Genomic DNA, 18842 nt, shown 5'->3' with positions numbered 1-18842 from the left:
GGTCCGCGCAGGCGTCTTCGCAGGTCGGGGCGCGGGGGGTGACGCCCAGCGCGGCGAGCCTGCGCCGCTGCTCGTCGTTCAGCTGCTCCCACTGGGCCAGCGGTCCGGCCGCACCGGCCGAGTAGCGCTCCCGCGGTGTTGAAGAGCAGGTCGTCCACGTCGAACAGGCGGTAGGGGCAGGGGTAGATCGCGCCTGTGTGAGAGGTGTGCGCAGGCGGAAAGGTGGACGGTGCCCCTGCTGGGCTTCTGTCCTTCCCGACGGAGTGTCAGAGGTGTGTAACAAGCCTCTGTGACCCCTGGGGGGAGAGTTGCCGGTGTGATGAACTGCGAATGCCTCAGGAGCCGCCTCGCGCGCCAGTGGGGTGTGCGGTCGTGAACGCGCGGCCGCACCGGCTGCGAGATGTGCACACGCTGTGCCTTGCAGCGCCCGCCTCACAGCGGTTCGAGGTACTGCGATCGCCTCGTGGCTCACGCCCGCCCCACCCAGCGACCACGGGTTCCCGACGCACCTGTCATCAGACGAGTTGGAGCGAAGAATGCGCAAGATCCTCAAGAAGACCGTGGTCGTCGGTGCCGGCGTGCTGGATTCTCCGGCATCACCGCCGGCGTGGCCCAGGCCACACCGCGCCAGGCGCGGACATCCCCGGCAAGGGCACCCTCCAGGACTGCACCAACTGGGGCAACGCCCTGCAGGCCAACGGCACGATCGCGGGCTTCGCCTGCATCGAGGATGAAGCGGCAACTCCTGGATGCTCACCCCCTACTACGCCAACTGACCTCTGGTACGTCCCGGCCGGGCGGACGAATCCGCCCACCTCGCCGCCCGGGTCGCTGAGGACACGGAGGTCCACGCCGGCCGGCGGGTGCCTGGCCGGACAGTCGCCCCGGCATCACGGACGCGGTCGCACCCCCGACGGTCCCGTGAGGAGGGACGAGGCCGAGATCCCGCTCGCGCGGCTTGTTCAACGGCTCCGGGCTCAGGCATCGGTGCCAGGAGCCGAAGACGCTGCCGCGGGACCGGAGCCACAGCCCACAACGTTCCGGCGCGGGCGCACACGACATCTTGACCAACCCTTGTTCCCTGCATCTACGAAAAGCCCAACCGCAGTGCGGGCCGCGAAATCCCGACCATAGAAAGCGACTCACCCGTGAGTTCAGAAGCAGTGACTGCCAGCCCAACCGAAACGGCGCTCGACTGGGCCCGAGAGCGAGTCACAGCGTGTCTCGTCGAATTCCTCGACGACAAGATCCGACAGGCGATCAAGCTGGACCTCCCGCCGACCGTAGCCGAAATCGTCAAGGACTTCGTCATTGCCGGAGGAAAGCGCATCCGGCCACTGATGTGCGTGGCCGGATGGCTGGCTTGCGGAAAAGAGGAAACGCCCGACACGCTGATCCAGGTCGCGGCGGCGCTTGAGCTCTACCAGGCATTCGCGTTGATCCATGACGACGTCATGGACAAGAGCGCCACACGCCGGTCCCGCCCCACTGTCCACCGGGAGCTCGCCGACCGCTACACCGCCGCCTCCGACCCGCGGCACCTTGGCGAGAGCGTCGCCATCATGGTCGGTAACATGGCGCTGACATGGTCCGACGAGCTCCTCGCCACCGCCGTTCTCGCCGAACGACAGGCCCCCCTGGCCGGCGTCATCAACGCGATGCGCGAGGAGATGCACTACGGCCAGTACCTCGATCTCACGAGCACCCTCGGCCCCATCGACGACCAGCGCACCTCGATGACGGTGATCCGTTATAAAACAGCCAAGTACACGATCGAACGTCCGTTGCACATCGGAGCGATACTTGCCGGAGCGGGAACGGGACTGCTGGACGTTCTCAGCGGTTTCGCGCTGCCGCTCGGCGACGCGTTCCAGCTGCGCGACGACGTACTCGGTCTGTACGGCAACCCGGCCACCACGGGTAAACCGATATTCGACGACCTGCGCGAGGGAAAGCGCACTGTTGTTCTCGCGCTCGCCGCACGCGAGGCCACCGCTTCGCAACGCGCGCTGCTCGAGCGTTGCGTGGGCGACAGCCGGCTGAATGAGCGGGACGCTCAAGACGCTCTCGACGTCATCGCCGCCACCGGCGCGGTCGCGACCGTGGAAAGCATGATCGCCGAGCGGTACGCGCAGGCGCTGGCCGTCCTGGACGCCGCGCCGATCCCGCCGTCATCCGCCAAGCACCTGCGGGCCCTTGCCGCGTTGTGCGTGGAGCGCGACGCCTGAGTACGCTCCCTGCCCCGGCCACCCGTCTCCGGTCGGCGTCCGACGGACGGCAGCCAAAAGGCGGTGCGGCGAGGCTGCCGCACCGTTGGTAACGCCCTTCGGAGCCCACCCCGATCTTCCGCTGACTCCCTGTGGAGACGGCGGGAGACTCCCCGGCACCGCGCCGGCCCGCGTCGTGCCGGGGAGGGCGGAAGGTCAGGGATTCGGGTAGCGGCCGGACTCGATCACCCATCGGGCATGCGCGGCGGTCAGGGACAGCATGGTGCCGGTGATCTCGGCCAGTCGCGGGGTCCGGCCTGCGTCCAGGGCGAGCAGGCTCCGCGCGTGCGCGCGGAGTTCGCGCACGCGCCCGCTGATGTGCTGCTCGACGAATCGATTCGCCTGGGCCTCGTCGCATCCCAAAGCGTGAGTCATGACGCTGAGCTGGTTGTTGGGATTGCCCTCGATGGCTTCCCGTGCCGCTGACACGAGGTCGTTCCGCCACGCCGTGATCTCGTTGGAACACGTGGTCAGACAGTGCCACTGATAGGTGACGGACAACTCGACCGGGACCTCCTGACCACGGGTCGGCTCGACGAGGTCCCACATGAACATGCCGTTGGCCCACGGGCGCAGGTCGAAGTAGCCCGCGACAGTGGGTGCGTGGGCATCACGGCGCAGTGTCGCTTCCCACTCCAGAGCCTCGCCGTGGCGCACCAGGTTGCGAACGAAACGGTCACGCCACGCCTCGGACATCCCGGCCGCGGTCCCTTGCCACAACGGCTCCACGGCGCGAGTGAGTGGATCACGCATCGCGGCCCTGTCACGTGTCAGAGCGTCCGCCAGCTCGCGGTACAGCCCTCTTACATCGTCTGGCCGGGCATCATGGCGATCGAAGCGGTCATCGAGGGCGAAGAGTACGATCAGCCACCGGGCGACGGTGACTACGCGTTCGACCGGGGCGTCGTGATATATCCGGGCCGCGAGACGCGGGAAGTGAGCGCGCAGCAAGGTCGCTTCGCTCTGCGGCGCGCACACCCCGTGCTCCACTGCCCAACAATGAGCCTCCCGCTCGATCCGGGCGCAGTCCGCGTGGATCCGGTCCGGGGCGAGTCGTAGCTCCGCCCAGACGTCTTCGCTGACATGGCAAGTGGAAGCGCTCATGGCTTCTCACCCACTTCTTGTTCATGGTCTCCGCGCTGGCCGGGCCGACCCTACCAGCGACGCGGCGCCTATCACCGGCCGCTCCGCCCAGCTTGGCGTTTGTCCTCGGCGGGCTTGGTGTTCCTTGAAGGACCGTCACCAGCGGCCACGTCCACCGGGGTCGCGGCGGCGGCCGAGCACCACAGCCTGACCGGTTTCGGGTCGCGATCGCCCTGCAGGCGCTCGACCCGCACCCGCGCCGACGTGCCGTGGCGGACGGGCAGTTCTGCGCCCGCGTGCTCCAGCCAGGGCCGCGGTGGGTGAGATCCCGACCGCGTCTACCACCTGTGCGTGCCGCCGTCGGCCAACACCGTCATGGTGCTCATGGACTGGGCCTGGCCGGTCGACGGACACGTCTACCTCGACGAGGACGGCGCGCTGCGCAGCGGCTCGATGGCCGGGGAACCGACCCTCGACTAGGTTCTGTCTCTTTGGTCAGCTTCCAACCCAGATGAGGATGCCCGCGAGGTGGAGTGCGGCTTGGTAGGCGATCGCGAGCTTGTCGGTTCGTGTGGCCAGGCCGCGCCACTGCTCGAGGCGGTTGATGCACCGCTCGACAGTGTTCCGCTGCTTGTACGCCTCGCTGTCGAAGCCGGGCGGACGGCCACCGAGCCGGCCTCGCCGCAGGCGGTGGCCGACTTGGTCGGACAGCTGCGGGATCACCGCACGGATACCCCGGCGCCGCAGGTGGCTGCGGATGGCACGTGAGGAGTACGCGCGGTCGGCCAGAACGGCCGGGGGCCTGGTCCGGGGCCTGCCCGGACCAGTGCGGGGCACGCGGATGCGGGACATCACCGTCTCGAACGCGGGTGCAGCGCCTGCCTGGCCCGCGGTGACGGTGAAGGCGAGGGGCCGTGCGCGGCCGTCTGCGGCCAGGTGGACCTTGGTGCTCAGCCCGCCGCGGGAGCGTCCGAGCGCGTGATCGGCGGGCCCGCCGGAGCGGACCGCCCCCTTTTGAGCGCCCCGGCAGCGTGCTGGTGAGCCCGGACGACCGTGGAGTCCACCGACACCGTCCAGTCGATGTCGTCGTCGGCGTCCGCCGCCAGGACTGCGGCAAGGATCATCTCCCAGGTGCCGTCGACGGCCCACCTGATCAGCCGCTTGTGAGCGGTCCGGAACGAGCCGAGCTCGTCGGGAAGGTCCCGCCAGGGCGAGTTGGTGCGGTACTTCCACGCGATGGCCTCGAGAGTGCGGTGGTCGCTCACTCCTCCACCGCCACCCGCGGCGCGGTGCCCGGCAGCATGATCCAGCGGGAGAGCACGAAGGTGACGGGGATCGCCGCCGCCGAGGCGAGCAGGGGGGCGAAACGGCTTCCGGCGTGCAGCACGTCCACGATCACGTACACCCCCGCCGTGGTGATCACGAAATTCGCGGCGTTGGTCAGCGGAAAGAGCAGGAATTTCCGCCAGGTCGGGCGGATGCGGTAGGTGAACCGCGCATTGAGGAAAAAGGAACCGACCATGCTCAGCGCGAAGGCGAGAACATGCGCGGCGAGATAGGGCAGCCGGATGAGGAACAGCAGGTAAAGGCCGTAATAGACGGCCGTGTTGAGCACGCCGACCACGGCGAAGGTGATGATCTGTCGCGCTATCAAGGGATGAGGTCTTTCGTCCGTTCGACATTGGTCGCCTTCACCAGGAAGTGCGGGCGGCCCTTCACCTCGTAGTAGATGCGTCCGGTGTACTCCCCGATCACGCCCAGCATGACCATCTGTACACCGGCGAGGGCGGTGACCGCGGTGATGATGGTGACATAGCCGGGCGTCTGCACCCCGTGCAGCAGCGCGGCGACCACGATCCAGGCGGTGTAGACGCCGGCGCACAGCAGCAGGCCGACGCCGAGCCAGAGGGCGGCGCGCAGCGGGCGGTTGTTGAAGGAGAGGACGCCGTCGAGGCCGTAGTCGAGCAGTCCGCGCAGGCTCCAGGAGCTGCTGCCGGCCTCGCGCACCGCGTTCTCGTACGCGAAGGTGGTGCTGGGGAAGCCGACCCAGGCGAACAGGCCCTTGGAGAAGCGGTTGTACTCGGTCAGGCCGAGCACCGCGTCCACCACCCGGCGGGACAGCAGCCGGAAGTCGCCCACGCCGTCCACGAGTTCGACGTCGACCAGGCGGTTGACGAGACGGTAGTAGAGGCGGGCGGTGAGGGCCCGGGTGCGGCGGTCGCCGGTGCGGGTGCGGCGGGCCAGGACCTGGTCGTAGCCCTGTTCGCGCAGCCGGACCATGCGGGCGATCAGCTCGGGCGGGTGCTGGAGGTCGGCGTCCATGACGACGACCGAGTCGCCGGAGGCGTGCCGCAGTCCGGCCAGCAGGGCCGCTTCCTTGCCGAAGTTGCGGCTGAAGGAGACGTAACGCACCCGCGGGTCGCGGCCGGCGAGGTCTTCCAGCAGGGCGAGGGTGCGGTCGCGGCTGCCGTCGTCGACGTACACGAACTCCATGTCGTGGCCGAGCGGCAGCAGTTCGTCGGCGGCCTTCTGGACGGCTTCGTGGAAGCGTTCCAGGACGGCTTCCTCGTTGTAGCAGGGTGCGACGATCGATATCAGCATGACGGATGTCCCCCAGAATCGCGGTCAGGACGCGGCGGGCACGCACGCGCGCGGTGCCGGTGGTGTGGTCGGGGCGGGCTGCGCAGTGCGTCGGCGGCGGACGGCGGTCGCGGCGGTGAGCAGCAGGAGCGCCGCGAGCGAGGCGAGGCCGACGGCCGTGCCCAGCCGGAGGCCGGGCGGGCGGAAGGTGCAGGTCAGGGTGGTCTCGGTGCCATCCAGGGGGACGGCGACCAGGCCGTGGTACTGGCGGGCGGGGCGGGCGGGGCCGTCCCCGGCGGCGCAGCGCCAGCCGGCGATCCGGGGCGCGGCGAGGACGGCGAGTCCCTTGCTGCGGTCGGGGAGCCTGGCGCGTACGGTGCCGTCCGCGACGGTGACGGAGGTGGCGCCGGTGGCCTTGAGGCGAGCGGCGGCGGCGCCCAGCCGGGCGGTGTCCAGGCAGCCGACGGCGCCGGGCGGAATGCGGCCGGGCCGGTCGGGGACCAGGTCGATCCGTACCCGCCCGGAGCCGGGGGCGCGGCCCAGCGGCGCCATGGCGGCCAGGGCACGCCCGCGGTCGGCGTGGAACCGGGCCGGAGTGTCCGTGCCGCCGTCCAGCCGCGCGGTGCCGGAGAAGTCCGGGGCGGCCAGGTACACCTGGGTGCCGGCCGGGCAGCGGGCGGTGATCACCGGCCCGGTCAGCGCGTTCCCGGTGCCGACCCGGCGGCCGGGGACCGGCGTTCCGTCGTCGCCGCGCACGCTGATGCGGGGCACGGTGTAGACGCGGCTGCCGAGCAGCAGTTCCTGGTTGCGGTACGGCGACGTGCCGAAGGGCGTGGCGTCGGGGGCGGTCCGCACGGTCACCAGGGGCGGCACGCCCCGCCGGGTGACGGTCGGCGCGGCGGTGTCACCGGGCAGCCGGGTCTGGTGCGGGTCGGGCGGGCTGTGCACCCGTGCGCCGACGGAGAAGATCACGTCCGTGACGGCGTTGTCGAGGCTCTGCACGCCCCGGCCGCCCGAGGTCCAGCCGCCGCCGAGGGCGGTGATGGTGCGGGTCAGGACGTCGGAGGTGAGGCTGCTGTAGTAGGCGGCGCCCTGGCCGCCGACCGCCAACGGGTCGTTGGCGACGGTCTGTTCGCGGCCGGGGTCGGTGCGGTAGCGGGGCCAGCCGTCGGCGCGGGCGATCGCGGCGGCCTGAAGCCTTTGCCGCTCGCCCCAGGGCGCGTAGTCGTCCAGGTGCTTGAGGCGCAGCCCGCTCGCGACGGCGGCGCTGGCCGCGCTCTCCCCCGCCTGCGCGCCGAGCAGCACCAGCACGGCCAGCACGGCGAGCCGACCCCGCTGCCCGCTGCGGCGCAGCAGGGCGAGCCCGGTGAGCGCGCCGCCGGTGCCGAGCAGCAGCACGGGCCAGGTGTGCGCGTGCACCAGGTCGGTGCGGCTCGCGCCGGCGGCGGCCACGGCGAGCAGGGCACCAGCCGCGCCGAGGGCGGGCAGGCCCGGCGGGCCGTACGACAGCGTGTGCCAGGCGGCGATGACCAGCAGCCCGCACAGGACGAAGGCCTGCCGGTAGGAGCTGCCCTGAGGGATGGCGAAGGCGTGCCAGGCGAGGCTGGTGGGCGCCCATTGCAGGGAGAGGGCCACCGCGAGCACCAGCGCGGTCCAGCAGGCGCGGACGCGGCCGGGGACGGCGCGGTGGAAGGGCAGGGCGAGGGCGAGGAGCAGGGCGGTGGTCCCGACGTAGAGAGCCGGGGAGCTGTAGTCGTACGTCGCGGGCAGCAGCCGGGCGAGCAGGTTCTCGGCCGGGACCGGGTGGAACCGCGCGAGGCGGCCGGGGTAGGCGTGCTTGGTGCCGAGGTAGACGACGGCGAGCAGCGGAGCGGCGAGGCCCATGCCGAGGGCGGCGGTGAGCGCGGCGCGGCCGGCTCTGCGCAGGGCCTGTCCGAGCGGCGGGCCGGTGATCAGCAGCCGTGCGAGCAGGACGAGTCCGGCGCCGAGGGTGGCCATGTAGGCGGTGTAGAAGTTGGCGCTCCAGGCGAGCGCGACGAGGAGCACGCCGAGGATCCGGCACCGCCCGGCGAGGGCCCATTCGCCGGCCAGGCACAGCAGCGGCAGCGCGATCAGCCCGTCGAGCCACATCGGGTTGTAGTCCGCGGCGAGGGTCCAGCCGCACAGCGCGTACGACGCCCCGAGCAGCCCCGCCGCCCACCAGCGGCCGGGCCGCAGGCACAGCAGCAGCCAGGCCATGGCGGCCGCAGCGCACGCGATCTTCAGGATGGTGATCACATAGACCGCGAGGTCGATCCGGTCGCGGGGGAAGACCGCGACGAGCGGCGCGAACGGGCTGGAGAGGTAGGTGCCGAGGTCGGGCAGGAAGCTGGAGCCGTATCCCGACTGCCAGTTGACCAGCAGCCCGCCGTCCGCCCTGCCGTGCAGCAGGTCCCACAGGTGGGCGTGCAGGGGTACGTACTGGTTGCCCAGGTCGTTGACGCTGCGGGTGCGGGAGCCGAAGGGATAGCTGCCGGCCAGCAGATCGCCGGCGCACAGCCCCACGCCCGCGAGGAGGGCGGCGAGAAGCGCGGCGGCCCGGCGCCCGGCATGCGGCACGGTCGAACGGTCCATCGGTCGGCAGGCCCCCCGTGAATTCACCTCGGATTTCGCCGACTTAGACGGGAGAGCATTCCGATCGGTTGTGCCCTCAACGGAAGTTGATGCGCTATCGGGCGAACACCGGCCGGAAATCGGGGATATGATGTCCGGCCGGGAAACACGACCTTTCCTGCGCGTTATTCAAAGGTGTTTTCACGGTGCTGAGTTCATGGGGCTCGGTTTCCTGGGTGCTGCGGTGTTGATCGCCAGGACGACGTGACGCGGGCCTCAGGGCAGGGCCTGATGTGCGGTCGGGCTTTCGAAGCGGAGGTTCCAGTGGCCGCCGCGGCCGGTGAGGGTGGTGGTGGACAGGGGGCGGATGTCGAGGTTCCAGTAGGTGGCGGGCGGAGCCTTCAGGGCATAGACGAGGGCCGCGCGGATCACCGCAGGCTCGGCGACCGCGACGATCCGGGCGCCGTCGTCGGCGGGGCGGGTCTCCAGCCAACCGCCGACGCGGGAGATGAAGGCGAGCAGGGGCTCGCCGCCGTGCGGGGTGGCGCGCGGATCGGCGAGCCAGGCGTCCACCGGCGCCGGCTCCCGCGCCATCGCCTCGCCCAGCGTCAGCCCGCACCAGCGCCCCATGTCGCAGTCGCGCAGCGCGAGCTGGGCCAGCGGGGCATAGCCCAGAGCGTCGCCGGTGGCGCGGCTGCGCCGGGTCGGCGAGCAGTAGCGCAGCTCGGCGGCGGCCAGCGGCACCAGCCCGGCGGCGGCGCACCGCACCGCGTCCCAGCCGGCCTGGTCCAGCGGCCGGTCGTCGTCGAACCGCTCGGCGAGCAGCGGAGTGCTGCGCGCCGCGGCGACGAACGTCACCCTCAGTGGCATGCGGTGATGGTGGGGCCGCACGGAACGCGGGTCAAGGTCTCCCGCCGGGGCGCTACCGTTGGTGAGCGGCCGCTCACTCGAAGCGGTGGATCATCCAGGTGCCGGGGCGTTCCAGCGGTGTGAAGCCGGCCGTCTCGTACACCCCGTGCGCGTCCTCGGTGCACAGCAGGATGCGGCGCACGCCGAACGCCGCCAGGTGGTCGCGGACGGCGGCGACGAAGGCGGTGCCCACGCCCTTGCCGCGCACCGAGGGGTCGACGTACACATCGGCGAGCCAGGCGAACAGCGCCCGGTCGGTGACCCCGCGCGCGTAGGCGACCTGCGCGCCGGAGGCCGTGTCGTAGACCCCGAAGTTGATCGAGGACGCCATGGCCTCCTCGTGCTTCTGCCGGGTGCGGCCCTTCGCCCAGTAGGCGTCGGCCGACAGCCAGCGGTGGACCAGGTCCACATCGACGCGGTCGGTGTCGGCGGAGAACTCGTAGCCGTCGGGGAGCCGGAGGCGGGAGGTGTCACTCATCCCTTGATCGTCGCAGCTGCGGGGCGTGGAGGCGAGCCGTCGACTCCCGTACGGCGCACGGGGGTTCGGCTACAGCACCTCGTCGCAGGCCGCCCGCAGCCGCCGTACCCCCTCCGTGATCTCCCCGAGGCCCGCCACCGCCGCGAAGCTCAGCCGGACGTAGGGCGCCGGGGGTTCGGCGCTGAAGTAGGGGCGGCCCGGAGTGAGGGCCACGCCCGCGCGCAGGGCCGCCGCGCTGAACGCGTCGTCGTCGGTGCCCTCCGGAAGCCGCGCCCACAGGTGGTAGCCCCCGGACGGGACGTGCGGCAGGGCGAGTTCGGGCAGGCGCAGCGCGAGCGCGCTCGTCATGGCGTCCCGGCGCTCCTTCAACTCCCCCGACAGGGAACGCAGATGGCGGGGCCAGGCCGGTGAGCCGACCAGTTCGAGGGCGGCCTCCTGGAGCGGGCGGGGCACGAAGAAGGAGTCCACCACCTGGATCGCGCGCAGCCGTTCGAGAACCGGGCCCTGCGCGGCCAGGGCGCTCACCCGGAAGCTGGGCGAGGTCGCCTTGGTCAGCGAGCCGACGTGCACCACCACGCCGTCGGGGTCGTCGGCGGCCAGCGGGCGGGGCAGCGGACCCGCGTCGGCGTGCACGAGGCGTCGTACGAAGTCGTCCTCCACCACGAAGGCGCCGGCCGCGCGGGCGATGGCCAGCACCTCGGCGCGCCGGTCGGGGGCGAGGACCGCGCCGGTCGGGTTCTGGAAGAGGGGCTGGCAGACGAACAGCCGGGCGCCGGTGGCCCGGAAGGCGTCCGCGAGCAGCTCGGGCCGGACGCCGTCGCGGTCCACCGGCACCGGGACCGGGCGCAGTCCGCCCGCGCGGGCGAGGGCCAGCATGCCGGGGTAGGTGGGCGACTCGACCAGCACGGGGGCGCCCGGCGGGGCGAGCGCACGCAGGGCGGTGGCCAGCGCGGACTGGCCGCCGGCCGCGATCAGCACCCCGGCCGCGGTGACCGCGCCGCCGATCTCGCGGGCGAACCACTCGCGCAGCTCCGGCAGCCCCTCCAGCGGTGGCCGCCCCCAGGCGCCGGGCCGCCGCCCCGCGCGGGCGAGCGCCGCCGCCATGGCCCGCTCGGGCTGGAGCGAGGGATGCGGATAACCGCCGTTGAACTCCAGCACGCCGGGCGGCGGAGCGGCCAGCGAGACGGTGACCCCGGTGGCGTCCACGGTGCGCGGTACGAGGTCGGCGGCGCCGTCGACGCTCAGCGCGACCTCCTGCCAGGAGGTGTCCCCGGCCGGCGCCTCGGGGGTGCGTGGCCTGGCCCGGAAGGCGCCGGCGCCGGGCCGGGTGACGACAAGGCCCTCGGCGGCCAGCTGGGCGAGCGCCCGCGAGACCGTCACCGGGCTCACCCGGAACCGCTCGACCAGCGCCCGGCTCGATGGCAGCTTTCCCCCTGGTGAGTAGCGGTCCAGCTCTCGCCGCAGCTGTTCCGCCAGTTCTCCCACGCTGCTACGCTCTTGCATGAAGACTCAGAGTAGCGCTATCGATTCCGGCCCGATAGCGGTCCCCGCTCCCCCGGCGGAGCGCCGGGCGTTTGGCACCGCGCTCGCCGCGCTCGGCGTCGCCGCCTTCTCCCTCACCTTCCCGGCCACCGCCTGGGGCCTGGAGGGCTTCGGCCCCTGGACGCTGGTGACCGTGCGCAGCGCCCTGGCCGCCCTGGTCGCGGGCGGCGCCCTGCTGGCCCTGAAGGTACGGCCGCCCGAGCGGCGCCAGTTGCGTGGCCTCGCGGTCGTCGCGCTCGGCGTGGTGCTCGGCTTCCCGACGCTGACCACGCTCGCGCTGCGCACCTCCACCACCGCGCACGCGGCCGTCGTGGTCGGCCTGCTGCCGCTGACCACGGCCGTCTGCTCGGCGCTGCGCACCGGCCACCGCCCCTCCCGCCGGTTCTGGCTCGCGGCGGTGGCGGGCGCGGCGGCGGTGCTGGCGTTCACGGCCCTGCAGAGCGGGGGCGCGCTCACCGCGGCCGACGGCTGTCTGTTCGCGGCCCTGCTGGTGTGCGCGGCCGGATACACCGAGGGCGGGCTGCTGGCCCGCGAGATGCCGGGCTGGCAGGTCATCGGCTGGGCGCTGGTGCTGTGCCTGCCGCTCACGCTGCCGGCCGCCGCGCTGGCGCTGTCGTACGAGCCGTTCACGGTGACCGCGCACGGGGTCGCCGGTCTGCTCTGGGTGGCGCTGGGTTCGCAGTTCCTCGGTCTGGTCGTCTGGTACCGGGGCATGGCGGCCATCGGAGTGCCCAGGGCGAGCCAGTTGCAGTTGGCCCAGCCCCTGCTCACACTGGTGTGGTCGGCGCTGCTGCTGGGCGAGCACTTCACGGCGGCCGCTCCCCTGACCGCTGTCGCCGTGCTCGTGTGCATCGCCGTCACCCAGCGGTCGTGATCGTTGAGAGGGGCCTGGAGATGCGCGCATCCAAGGGCGACCGGCTTGTCCAGCACGGCAGGGTGGTCGGCCAACACGACCAGGAGTCCGAAGTCGTCGAGGTGATGGGGCAGGAGGGCAGTCCGCCCTACCGGGTCCGTTTCGAGGACGGGCACGAGGCGATCATGTTGCCGGGACCCGACTGCCAGGTCAAGCACCAGGAGGACCGGCAGCGGTAGGCGCCGCCGCATCGGTTTACCGCCGGCCGAGCGGTCGGAATAGGTCCTCCGCCGGTTCAGCGGGGCGGGCTCGCCGGGCGCGTGTAGTGGTCCGCGACCACGCGGCGCATCGCCCCGATCGGATCGTTCGCCACGTCCCCGGCGGCGAAGAAGATGTGCCCGCCCACCTGCGGACGGCGGGCGGCGAGCGTGAGGTGCCGGGACAGCTCCGCCGGGTCCTGCCACGCCTCGGGCCGGCCGTCCGCGCCCGCGGCCCCGGCCCGGTACAGCGCCTCGCCGATGTACAGCCGCGTCCCGCTGCCCTCGGCGACCCCCGCCCACCAGTCCAGCAGCGTCCCGTAGTCCGCGCCGCTCGCGCCGATCTCCCAGTACAGCTGGGGCGCGATGTAGTCGATCCAGTTCTCCCGGACCCAGGTGCGGGTGTCGGCGTACAGGTCGTCGTACGTCTGGGCGCCCGCGTCCGTGTCGGAGCCGCGCGGGTCGGTCGACGCGTTGCGCCACACCCCGAAGGGGCTGATCCCGAACCGGGTGCCGGGCCGCACCCGCTTGATGCCGGCCGCCATCTCCCTGACCAGCCGGTCGATGTTGTCCCTGCGCCAGTCGGCCCGGCTGGTGAAGGCGCCGCGGTAGCGCTCGTACGCCTCGTCGTCCGCGAAGGCCGCCCCGTCCTCGGGGTAGGGGTAGAAGTAGTCGTCGAAGTGGACCGCGTCCACCGGGTAGCGGGCGACCGCGTCGAGCATCGCCCGCTGCACGAAGGCGCGTACGGCGGGCAGGCCGGGGTTGTAGTAGAGCTTGCCGCCGTACGGCACCGCCCAGTCGGGGTGGACGCGCGCCGGGTGGGCGGGCGTGAGGAGACCGGGGTCGGTGTGGTTCGCGATCCGGTACGGGTTGAACCATGCGTGCAGCTGGAGCCCCCGCGCGTGGGCCTCGCGCACGGCGGTGCCCAGCGGGTCCCAGCCGGGGTCGCGCCCCTGGGTGCCGGTGAGGAACTGCGACCAGGGCTCGTACGGCGAGGGCCACAGCGCGTCAGCGGTGGGCCGCACCTGGAGGATCACGGTGTTCAGCCGGTCGCGCACCGCCCGGTCGAGGTGGGCGATCAGCTCCTTCTCCTGCTCGGCGGCGCTCAACCCGGTCCGCGAGGGCCAGTCCCGGTTCTCGACGGTCGCCATCCACACGCCCCGCATCTCGGTGACCGCACGGGCGCCGGGCGCGCCGGTGGCGCCCTTGGTCCCGGACCGCCCGCCCCCGGACCGGCCGCCGTCCGACCGCTCACCCCCACCCCGCTTGATCTCCGCGGTCCCGGTCGCCGCCGCACCGCACCCGGCCGTGGTCAGCGCGGACAGCGTCGCCAGGGCGAAATCCCGGCGTGAGAGGGGTCCCATTTCGGCCACTTTCCCTTACGTTGCGGATCCGCTCGGTCACGGAAGGTCTCCGTGGCCAAGAATGCCCGCACCCACACGATCGATCATCGATACTTCGCGGTAACGTGCACGATCGGAGCAGGCGCCGAAACCCGGAGGTCTGCCAGCCAAGCCGGAGAACAGCGAAGGGGACGATGTGACAGGCATCCCATCGGGCGATATCGCGCGCGTCGGAGTCGTGGGCTGCGGCCAGATGGGCGCGGGCATCGCCGAGGTGTGCGCCCGCGCGGGACTGGACGTGAAGGTCGCCGAGACCACCGGCGAGGCTCTGGAGATCGGCCGCACCCGGCTGTACAACTCCCTGTCCAAGGCGGCCGAGCGCGGCAAGATCTCCGACGAGGAGCGGGACGCCACCCAGGCGCGGCTCAGCTTCACCACGGACCTCGGCGAGTTCGCCGACCGCGACCTGGTGATCGAGGCGGTCGTGGAGAGCGAGGCCGTGAAGACGGAGATCTTCCAGGTCCTCGACCAGGTGGTGACCCGGCCGGACGCGATCCTGGCCTCCAACACCTCCTCCATCCCGCTGGTGAAGCTCGCGGTCGCCACCTCGCGCCCGGACCACGTCGTCGGCATCCACTTCTTCAACCCGGCCCCGGTGCAGCAGCTGGTCGAGCTGATCCCCGCGCTCACCACCTCCGAGGGCACTCTCAGCCGGGCCCAGGTCTTCGCCGAGAAGACGCTCGGCAAGCACGCCATCCGCGCGCAGGACCGCTCCGGCTTCGTGGTGAACGCGCTGCTCGTGCCCTATCTGCTCTCCGCGATCCGGATGTTCGAGTCGGGCATCGCCAGCCGCGAGGACATCGACAACGGCATGGAGATGGGCTGCGCCCACCCGATGGGCCCGCTGAAGCTGTCCGACCTGATCGGCCTGGACACCATCGTCTCCATCGCCAACTCGATGTACGCCGAGTACAAGGAGCCGCTGTACGCCGCTCCCCCGCTGCTCCAGCGCATGGTCGAGGCGGGCCGGCTCGGCCGCAAGACCGGCTCGGGCTTCTACACCTACGGCTGATCACCCTCAGCTACCGACAGACGTGCCCGGCACCGCAATCGGTGCCGGGCACATCCGTTTCACACACCGTGTGCGCGCCGGGCCCGCAGACGTCCACCGCACACGCTCCCCACGCGACCACCAGGCGAGTTCACTCTTCATGCACATGCAAGGGGGTGCGGAACCCCCCGTTCGACTACGGAAAGGAGTGGACCCGTGACCGGCGATCCGGAGCATCCCGTGGTCCATGGAGAACTCGCAGAGTTACGGCGCCGACTGGACGTGGCCTACGCCCGCGTCGAGGGCGGTCTCGCACTGCTCGGTCACCGCACCGAGGAGACCGCCAAGGAGCTGGACGAGCTGAACTCCCGCATGGTCTCGCTGGAACACGCGCGCTGGCCGCTGCCCTCGCTCGCCGCGCTGACCGCGCTCGGCGCGCTCGTGGTGACCATCTGGTCGGCCGTGCGCGCCCATTAGCCCTCGGCGAGCCTGAGGTGGTGCAGCAGCAGTAACGCGGCCGCCATGTTGGCGGCCGGGACCTCCCCACGGGCGATCAGGTCGGGGACGAGCTTGAGGGGCACCCACTCCCGGCGGTCCGACTCGAAGTCGTCCACGGGGTGCCCGAGGTACTCGCCCCGGTCGGACCAGTAGATGTGGTGCCGGGCGTCGGTGAGGCCGTTGGACGGCTCCACCGTCATCAGGTGGTGCAGGGGCCCCGGCCGCCAGCCGGTCTCCTCCTCCAGTTCCCTGGCGGCCGCGCGCGCGATGTCCTCGCCGTCCTCGACGACGCCCGCGGGCAGTTCCCAGCCCCAGCTGTCGGTGATGAAGCGGTGCCGCCACAGCAGCAGGACCTCGTTGGCCTCGTTGACGACCGTGGCGACGGCGACCGGCCGCATCCGGATGAGGAAGTGGTCCAGATGCCGGCCGTCGGGCAGCTCGACATCCGCGAGATTGACGCTGAACCAGCGGTTTGCATACACCTTTTGTTCGCTCTGTTTCGTCCACTGCACGGTTCTGCCACCTTTCGGGAGGTAGGTGGCAATATCGCAGCAGTGACGGCGCGCCCACAGGGCGCCTACAGGGGCACGCGCAGCACTTCGTCGATGAGTTCGGCGGCCTCGGTGGTGCCGGGCGACCCGCAGCGCGCCAGGTGTTCGCGCACCACGCGCAGCCGGTCGCGCAGCCGCTGGGACTCCATGCCGCGCACCTGCTCGGCCATCCGCACGGCGGTGACCACGGCTTTCTCCGCGTTGCCCTGGCGCAGTTCGATGGTGCTGAGCATGGCCAGCCGGTGCACCCGCCCCCGGTCGTGCGCGGGGTTGTCCACGGCGGCCGCCGCGTGCTCCCGCGCGGCGGCGAGTTCACCCAGGCTGAGCAGCGCCTCGGCGACCTGCACATTGACCAGGCCGGGCTGCACATAGCCGGTCTCGTCGGGTTCATGGCCGCGCCGGATGCGTTCGGCGGCGCTCTCCGCGCGCCGGATGCAGGCGAGCGCGCCGGCCGCGTCGCCCAGATGCGCGTACGCCTTGGCCTGCATCGCGTACAGGTCGGAGGCGAGCGCGGGGGTGATGTGCCGGCCCGCGGTGCGCAGCGCGGCCTCCGCGAAGGCCACCGCCTGCCGGAACTCCCGCATGAACAGGGACTGGTTGACCAGCAGCGCTATGACGTAGGCGCCGAGACCCCGGTCCCCGCTGGCCTTTGCCAGCCGCAGCGCCTGGTGGAAGTAGCGCTGGGCGAGTCCGTGCGCGTCGGAGTCGTACGCGCAGATCCCGGCGACGGCGACCAACCCGCCGGTGGCCCGGTGCAGTTGGCGGCCGGTGGCGTCGGTGTAGCTGCCGCGCAGCAGCGGCGCCGCCTCCGCGTTGAGGAAGCCGACGATGCGGGCGCGGGTCGCGATGCCGCCGGCCTTGCGGTACATCTGCTCGTAGTGGGCGCGGGCCGCGCGCAGCGTCTCGATGTCGGCCGCCGTGACCAGGTGTCTGCCGCCGCGGGAGACATCGGTGTCCTCCGGCGGGTTCTCCCACTCCCATACGGGCATCACGGCGGGCGTGCCGGTGACGGCCGGGGCGCCCAGCACATGCGGGCGCTGCTGTTCGTCGGAGCGCCACAGGGCGGTGGCCCGCTCCACGAAGCCGGACAGCGTGCCGGCGGCCGCGCTGCCGGGCCGGCCGGGCACGCCGAGGCCGATGTCGTCCAGGGTGACCGGGCGGTGCAGCCGGGCGGCCAGCACCTCGCAGATCAGGTCGGGCACCTGGCCGCGTGGCCGCTGGCCCTTCAACCACCGGGCCACGGCGGTGTGTTCGTAGCGGAGCGCGAGGCCCCGGCGGCGCCCCGCCTGGTTCACATGGGCGGCAAGACCGGCGTGCGAGATCCCCGCCTCGTCCAGGATGGCGTCAAGGAGCGTGTTGGGCTGCATGGGATGACCCCCGAGTGCCTGATGCCGTCAGCGTAGTGGCTGCGCCTTCACACGGGGTGTGAACGGAATGCCCGTATCCGGGGCGTCCGCGCGCTGTCGCGGAGCGTGGCCGGGCCGCTTCACTGGTGGTCCTCCTCGCGAGGCCCGCCAGGCCACCGGCTCCCCGTCCTACAGCGGTGGTCTGGCGGGAACCATCAGCCGTGCGTGGTGGTGGCGGGCCGGGCCGGCTCCCGCGCCTTCGGTGCCGCTCCCCGCTCGTTGCGCAGCACCAGGAGGGCCACGTCGTCGGTGGGGGTGCCGCCGGTGTGCCGCAGCAGGGCGGAGAAGAGGGTTCGCAACACCCGCTGGGGAGTGGCGGGTTGATCGCGTACGGCGGTGCGCAGCGCGTCGGGCAGGGCGAAGAACCGGCCCCGTGCGTCCCGCGCGTCCTCGGCGCCGTCGGTGAACAGGACCAGCGACTCGGCGGGCCGCAGCGGCGGGCAGTGGCGCGGGGCGAGGTCCGCCGGGAGCGGGAACGGGCCCAGCGGGGGCAGCGGTTCGGCGCGGGTGAGGGGTTCGACGGCGGTGCCGGTGAGCCGGTAGGGCCAGGGGTGCCCGCAGTTGAGGACGCCCAGCGTGCCGTCCCGGCCGATCTCCAGCAGCAGGACGGTGACGAACTCCTCGGCGACGGGGTGGTCGGGGTCCGCCGGGCACCCGGTGGAGGGGTGTTCGGCGCGGGCGCGTTCGCGCAGGTGCCGGGCGAGCGCCCGCTCCAGCCTGCGCAGCACTCCGTCGAGCCGGGCCTCGTCATGGGCGGCCTCGCGGAAGCTGCCGAGGAGGGCGGCGACGGTGCCGAGGGCGGCCAGCCCGTGCCCGCGGACGTCCCCCATCACCACCCGCACCCCGTGCTCGGTGGCGATGGCCTCGTACAGATCGCCCCCGACGCTCGCGCCCCGGTCCGCGGAGAGCTGGGCGGCGGCGACGCCGAGCCCGTCGAGCCGCGGGGGCGGCGGCCGCAGTACGACACCCTGGGCGACCCGCGCCGCCCGCCGGGCGAGCCGTAACTCCCGCAGCAGGGCGCGCCGCACATGGGCCAGCAGCCCGATGCCCACGCCGAAGAACACGACGCAGGCGGCGATGCGGGCGCCGAGCCGCTCCTGGGTGGCGAGCGGGCAGCCGAACTTGTAGGCGACCGCGAGCGCGCCCCAGAGCGTGGGAAGCACGGCGCCGCGCGCGGTGGGTGCCCGTGCCTTGATGCGGATCATGCCTCTGTCCCCCATGGAGAGTCCCTGACAGAGCAGCCGGACCGACCCCGAAAGGCCGGTCCGATTCTGTCGACGGCATGGACCGCGAGAACTGGTTCGCCTCCGATGACCACTCGAACGAGTGAGAAGACGCAGGTGGGAGTGCATTTATGCAGGAGGTGACGCGGCGTCAGGACCTTTCTCCGGCCCACACGAAGCGCGCCCGGCCACGGAAGTCCGTGACCGGG

At 72.3% G+C, this 18842-nt stretch carries 18 protein-coding genes; 6 read left to right on the top strand and 12 right to left on the bottom strand.

Annotated elements, in window-relative coordinates; translation table 11 throughout:
* The first annotated feature begins 1148 nt into the window (after window positions 1–1148).
* Window positions 1149–2228, top strand: coding sequence for a polyprenyl synthetase family protein (locus ACE4Q9_RS27045; RefSeq protein ID WP_397986834.1), 1080 nt, complete (start codon window positions 1149–1151; stop codon window positions 2226–2228).
* A gap of 195 nt (window positions 2229–2423) precedes the next feature.
* Here the strand turns inward: ACE4Q9_RS27045 and ACE4Q9_RS27040 are convergent, their stop codons facing one another.
* Window positions 2424–3371 (bottom strand): hypothetical protein, encoded by a 948-nt coding sequence (locus ACE4Q9_RS27040; protein ID WP_397986833.1) that lies wholly within the window; start codon window positions 3369–3371, stop codon window positions 2424–2426.
* 330 nt (window positions 3372–3701) lie between these two features.
* Between ACE4Q9_RS27040 and ACE4Q9_RS27035 the strand changes: the two genes are divergently transcribed.
* Window positions 3702–3830 (top strand): hypothetical protein, encoded by a 129-nt coding sequence (locus tag ACE4Q9_RS27035; RefSeq protein WP_397986832.1) that lies wholly within the window; start codon window positions 3702–3704, stop codon window positions 3828–3830.
* Between the two features lie 15 nt (window positions 3831–3845).
* Here the strand turns inward: ACE4Q9_RS27035 and ACE4Q9_RS27030 are convergent.
* The 7 genes from ACE4Q9_RS27030 to ACE4Q9_RS27000 form a co-directional block, all read right to left on the bottom strand.
* Window positions 3846–4660, bottom strand: a protein-coding gene (locus tag ACE4Q9_RS27030; RefSeq protein ID WP_397987341.1) for an IS5 family transposase whose coding sequence is annotated in 2 segments (ribosomal slippage) — window positions 3846–4357 and window positions 4357–4660 — 816 coding nt in all. Because the reading frame shifts where the segments join, the coding sequence is not laid out codon by codon here.
* Window positions 4612–5004, bottom strand: a complete 393-nt coding sequence (locus ACE4Q9_RS27025; protein ID WP_397986831.1) for a GtrA family protein — start codon at window positions 5002–5004, stop codon at window positions 4612–4614. Before ACE4Q9_RS27025 ends, ACE4Q9_RS27030 begins: the two co-directional genes overlap by 49 nt.
* Window positions 5001–5951 (bottom strand): glycosyltransferase family 2 protein, encoded by a 951-nt coding sequence (locus ACE4Q9_RS27020; RefSeq protein ID WP_397986830.1) that lies wholly within the window; start codon window positions 5949–5951, stop codon window positions 5001–5003. Before ACE4Q9_RS27020 ends, ACE4Q9_RS27025 begins: the two co-directional genes overlap by 4 nt.
* A gap of 24 nt (window positions 5952–5975) precedes the next feature.
* Window positions 5976–8543 carry a YfhO family protein gene (locus ACE4Q9_RS27015; RefSeq protein ID WP_397986829.1) on the bottom strand — a complete coding sequence of 856 codons (2568 nt, stop codon included), beginning with the start codon at window positions 8541–8543 and terminating at the stop codon, window positions 5976–5978.
* Between the two features lie 255 nt (window positions 8544–8798).
* Window positions 8799–9392: a histidine phosphatase family protein gene (locus ACE4Q9_RS27010; RefSeq protein ID WP_397986828.1), complete on the bottom strand. Its 594-nt coding sequence runs from the start codon at window positions 9390–9392 to the stop codon at window positions 8799–8801.
* Window positions 9393–9465: 73 nt separating this feature from the next.
* Window positions 9466–9909 (bottom strand): GNAT family N-acetyltransferase, encoded by a 444-nt coding sequence (locus tag ACE4Q9_RS27005; RefSeq protein WP_397986827.1) that lies wholly within the window; start codon window positions 9907–9909, stop codon window positions 9466–9468.
* 69 nt (window positions 9910–9978) lie between these two features.
* Window positions 9979–11412 (bottom strand): PLP-dependent aminotransferase family protein, encoded by a 1434-nt coding sequence (locus tag ACE4Q9_RS27000; RefSeq protein ID WP_397986826.1) that lies wholly within the window; start codon window positions 11410–11412, stop codon window positions 9979–9981.
* Here ACE4Q9_RS27000 and ACE4Q9_RS26995 point away from each other — a divergent pair.
* The gene (locus tag ACE4Q9_RS26995; protein ID WP_397986825.1) at window positions 11411–12325 is read left to right on the top strand and encodes a DMT family transporter; all 915 of its coding nucleotides are present in this window, start codon (window positions 11411–11413) and stop codon (window positions 12323–12325) included. The genes ACE4Q9_RS27000 and ACE4Q9_RS26995 overlap by 2 nt on opposite strands.
* A 20-nt stretch (window positions 12326–12345) precedes the next feature.
* The gene (locus ACE4Q9_RS26990) at window positions 12346–12543 is read left to right on the top strand and encodes a DUF1918 domain-containing protein (protein ID WP_397987340.1); all 198 of its coding nucleotides are present in this window, start codon (window positions 12346–12348) and stop codon (window positions 12541–12543) included.
* Window positions 12544–12599: 56 nt separating this feature from the next.
* On the opposite strand, the gene ACE4Q9_RS26985 is transcribed toward ACE4Q9_RS26990, so the two are convergent.
* A complete protein-coding gene (locus ACE4Q9_RS26985; protein ID WP_397986824.1) occupies window positions 12600–13925 on the bottom strand; it encodes a glycoside hydrolase family 10 protein in 1326 nt (441 codons plus the stop codon).
* Window positions 13926–14100: 175 nt separating this feature from the next.
* Here ACE4Q9_RS26985 and ACE4Q9_RS26980 point away from each other — a divergent pair, with 175 nt between their 5' ends.
* Together ACE4Q9_RS26980 and ACE4Q9_RS26975 are read left to right on the top strand one after the other, a co-directional pair.
* Complete coding sequence (locus ACE4Q9_RS26980; protein WP_397986823.1) at window positions 14101–14976, top strand: 3-hydroxybutyryl-CoA dehydrogenase; 876 nt, start codon at window positions 14101–14103, stop codon at window positions 14974–14976.
* A 195-nt stretch (window positions 14977–15171) separates the two neighbouring features.
* Window positions 15172–15432 (top strand): hypothetical protein, encoded by a 261-nt coding sequence (locus ACE4Q9_RS26975; protein ID WP_397986822.1) that lies wholly within the window; start codon window positions 15172–15174, stop codon window positions 15430–15432.
* Here the strand turns inward: ACE4Q9_RS26975 and ACE4Q9_RS26970 are convergent.
* From ACE4Q9_RS26970 to ACE4Q9_RS26960, 3 genes are all read right to left on the bottom strand, one after another.
* Complete coding sequence (locus ACE4Q9_RS26970; RefSeq protein WP_397986821.1) at window positions 15429–15965, bottom strand: NUDIX hydrolase; 537 nt, start codon at window positions 15963–15965, stop codon at window positions 15429–15431. The two genes, ACE4Q9_RS26975 and ACE4Q9_RS26970, sit on opposite strands and share 4 nt — an antisense overlap.
* Window positions 15966–16030: 65 nt before the next feature.
* Window positions 16031–17371: a transcriptional regulator gene (locus tag ACE4Q9_RS26965; protein ID WP_397986820.1), complete on the bottom strand. Its 1341-nt coding sequence runs from the start codon at window positions 17369–17371 to the stop codon at window positions 16031–16033.
* A 194-nt stretch (window positions 17372–17565) separates the two neighbouring features.
* Window positions 17566–18615: a PP2C family protein-serine/threonine phosphatase gene (locus ACE4Q9_RS26960; RefSeq protein ID WP_397986819.1), complete on the bottom strand. Its 1050-nt coding sequence runs from the start codon at window positions 18613–18615 to the stop codon at window positions 17566–17568.
* Window positions 18616–18842 lie beyond the last annotated feature (227 nt).

The sequence above is a fragment of the Streptomyces sp. AM6-12 genome (genome assembly GCF_044327085.1).
In the GTDB taxonomy this organism is placed as follows: Bacteria; Actinomycetota; Actinomycetes; order Streptomycetales; family Streptomycetaceae; genus Streptomyces.
This window is presented reverse-complemented; position numbering and strand designations above follow the sequence as displayed.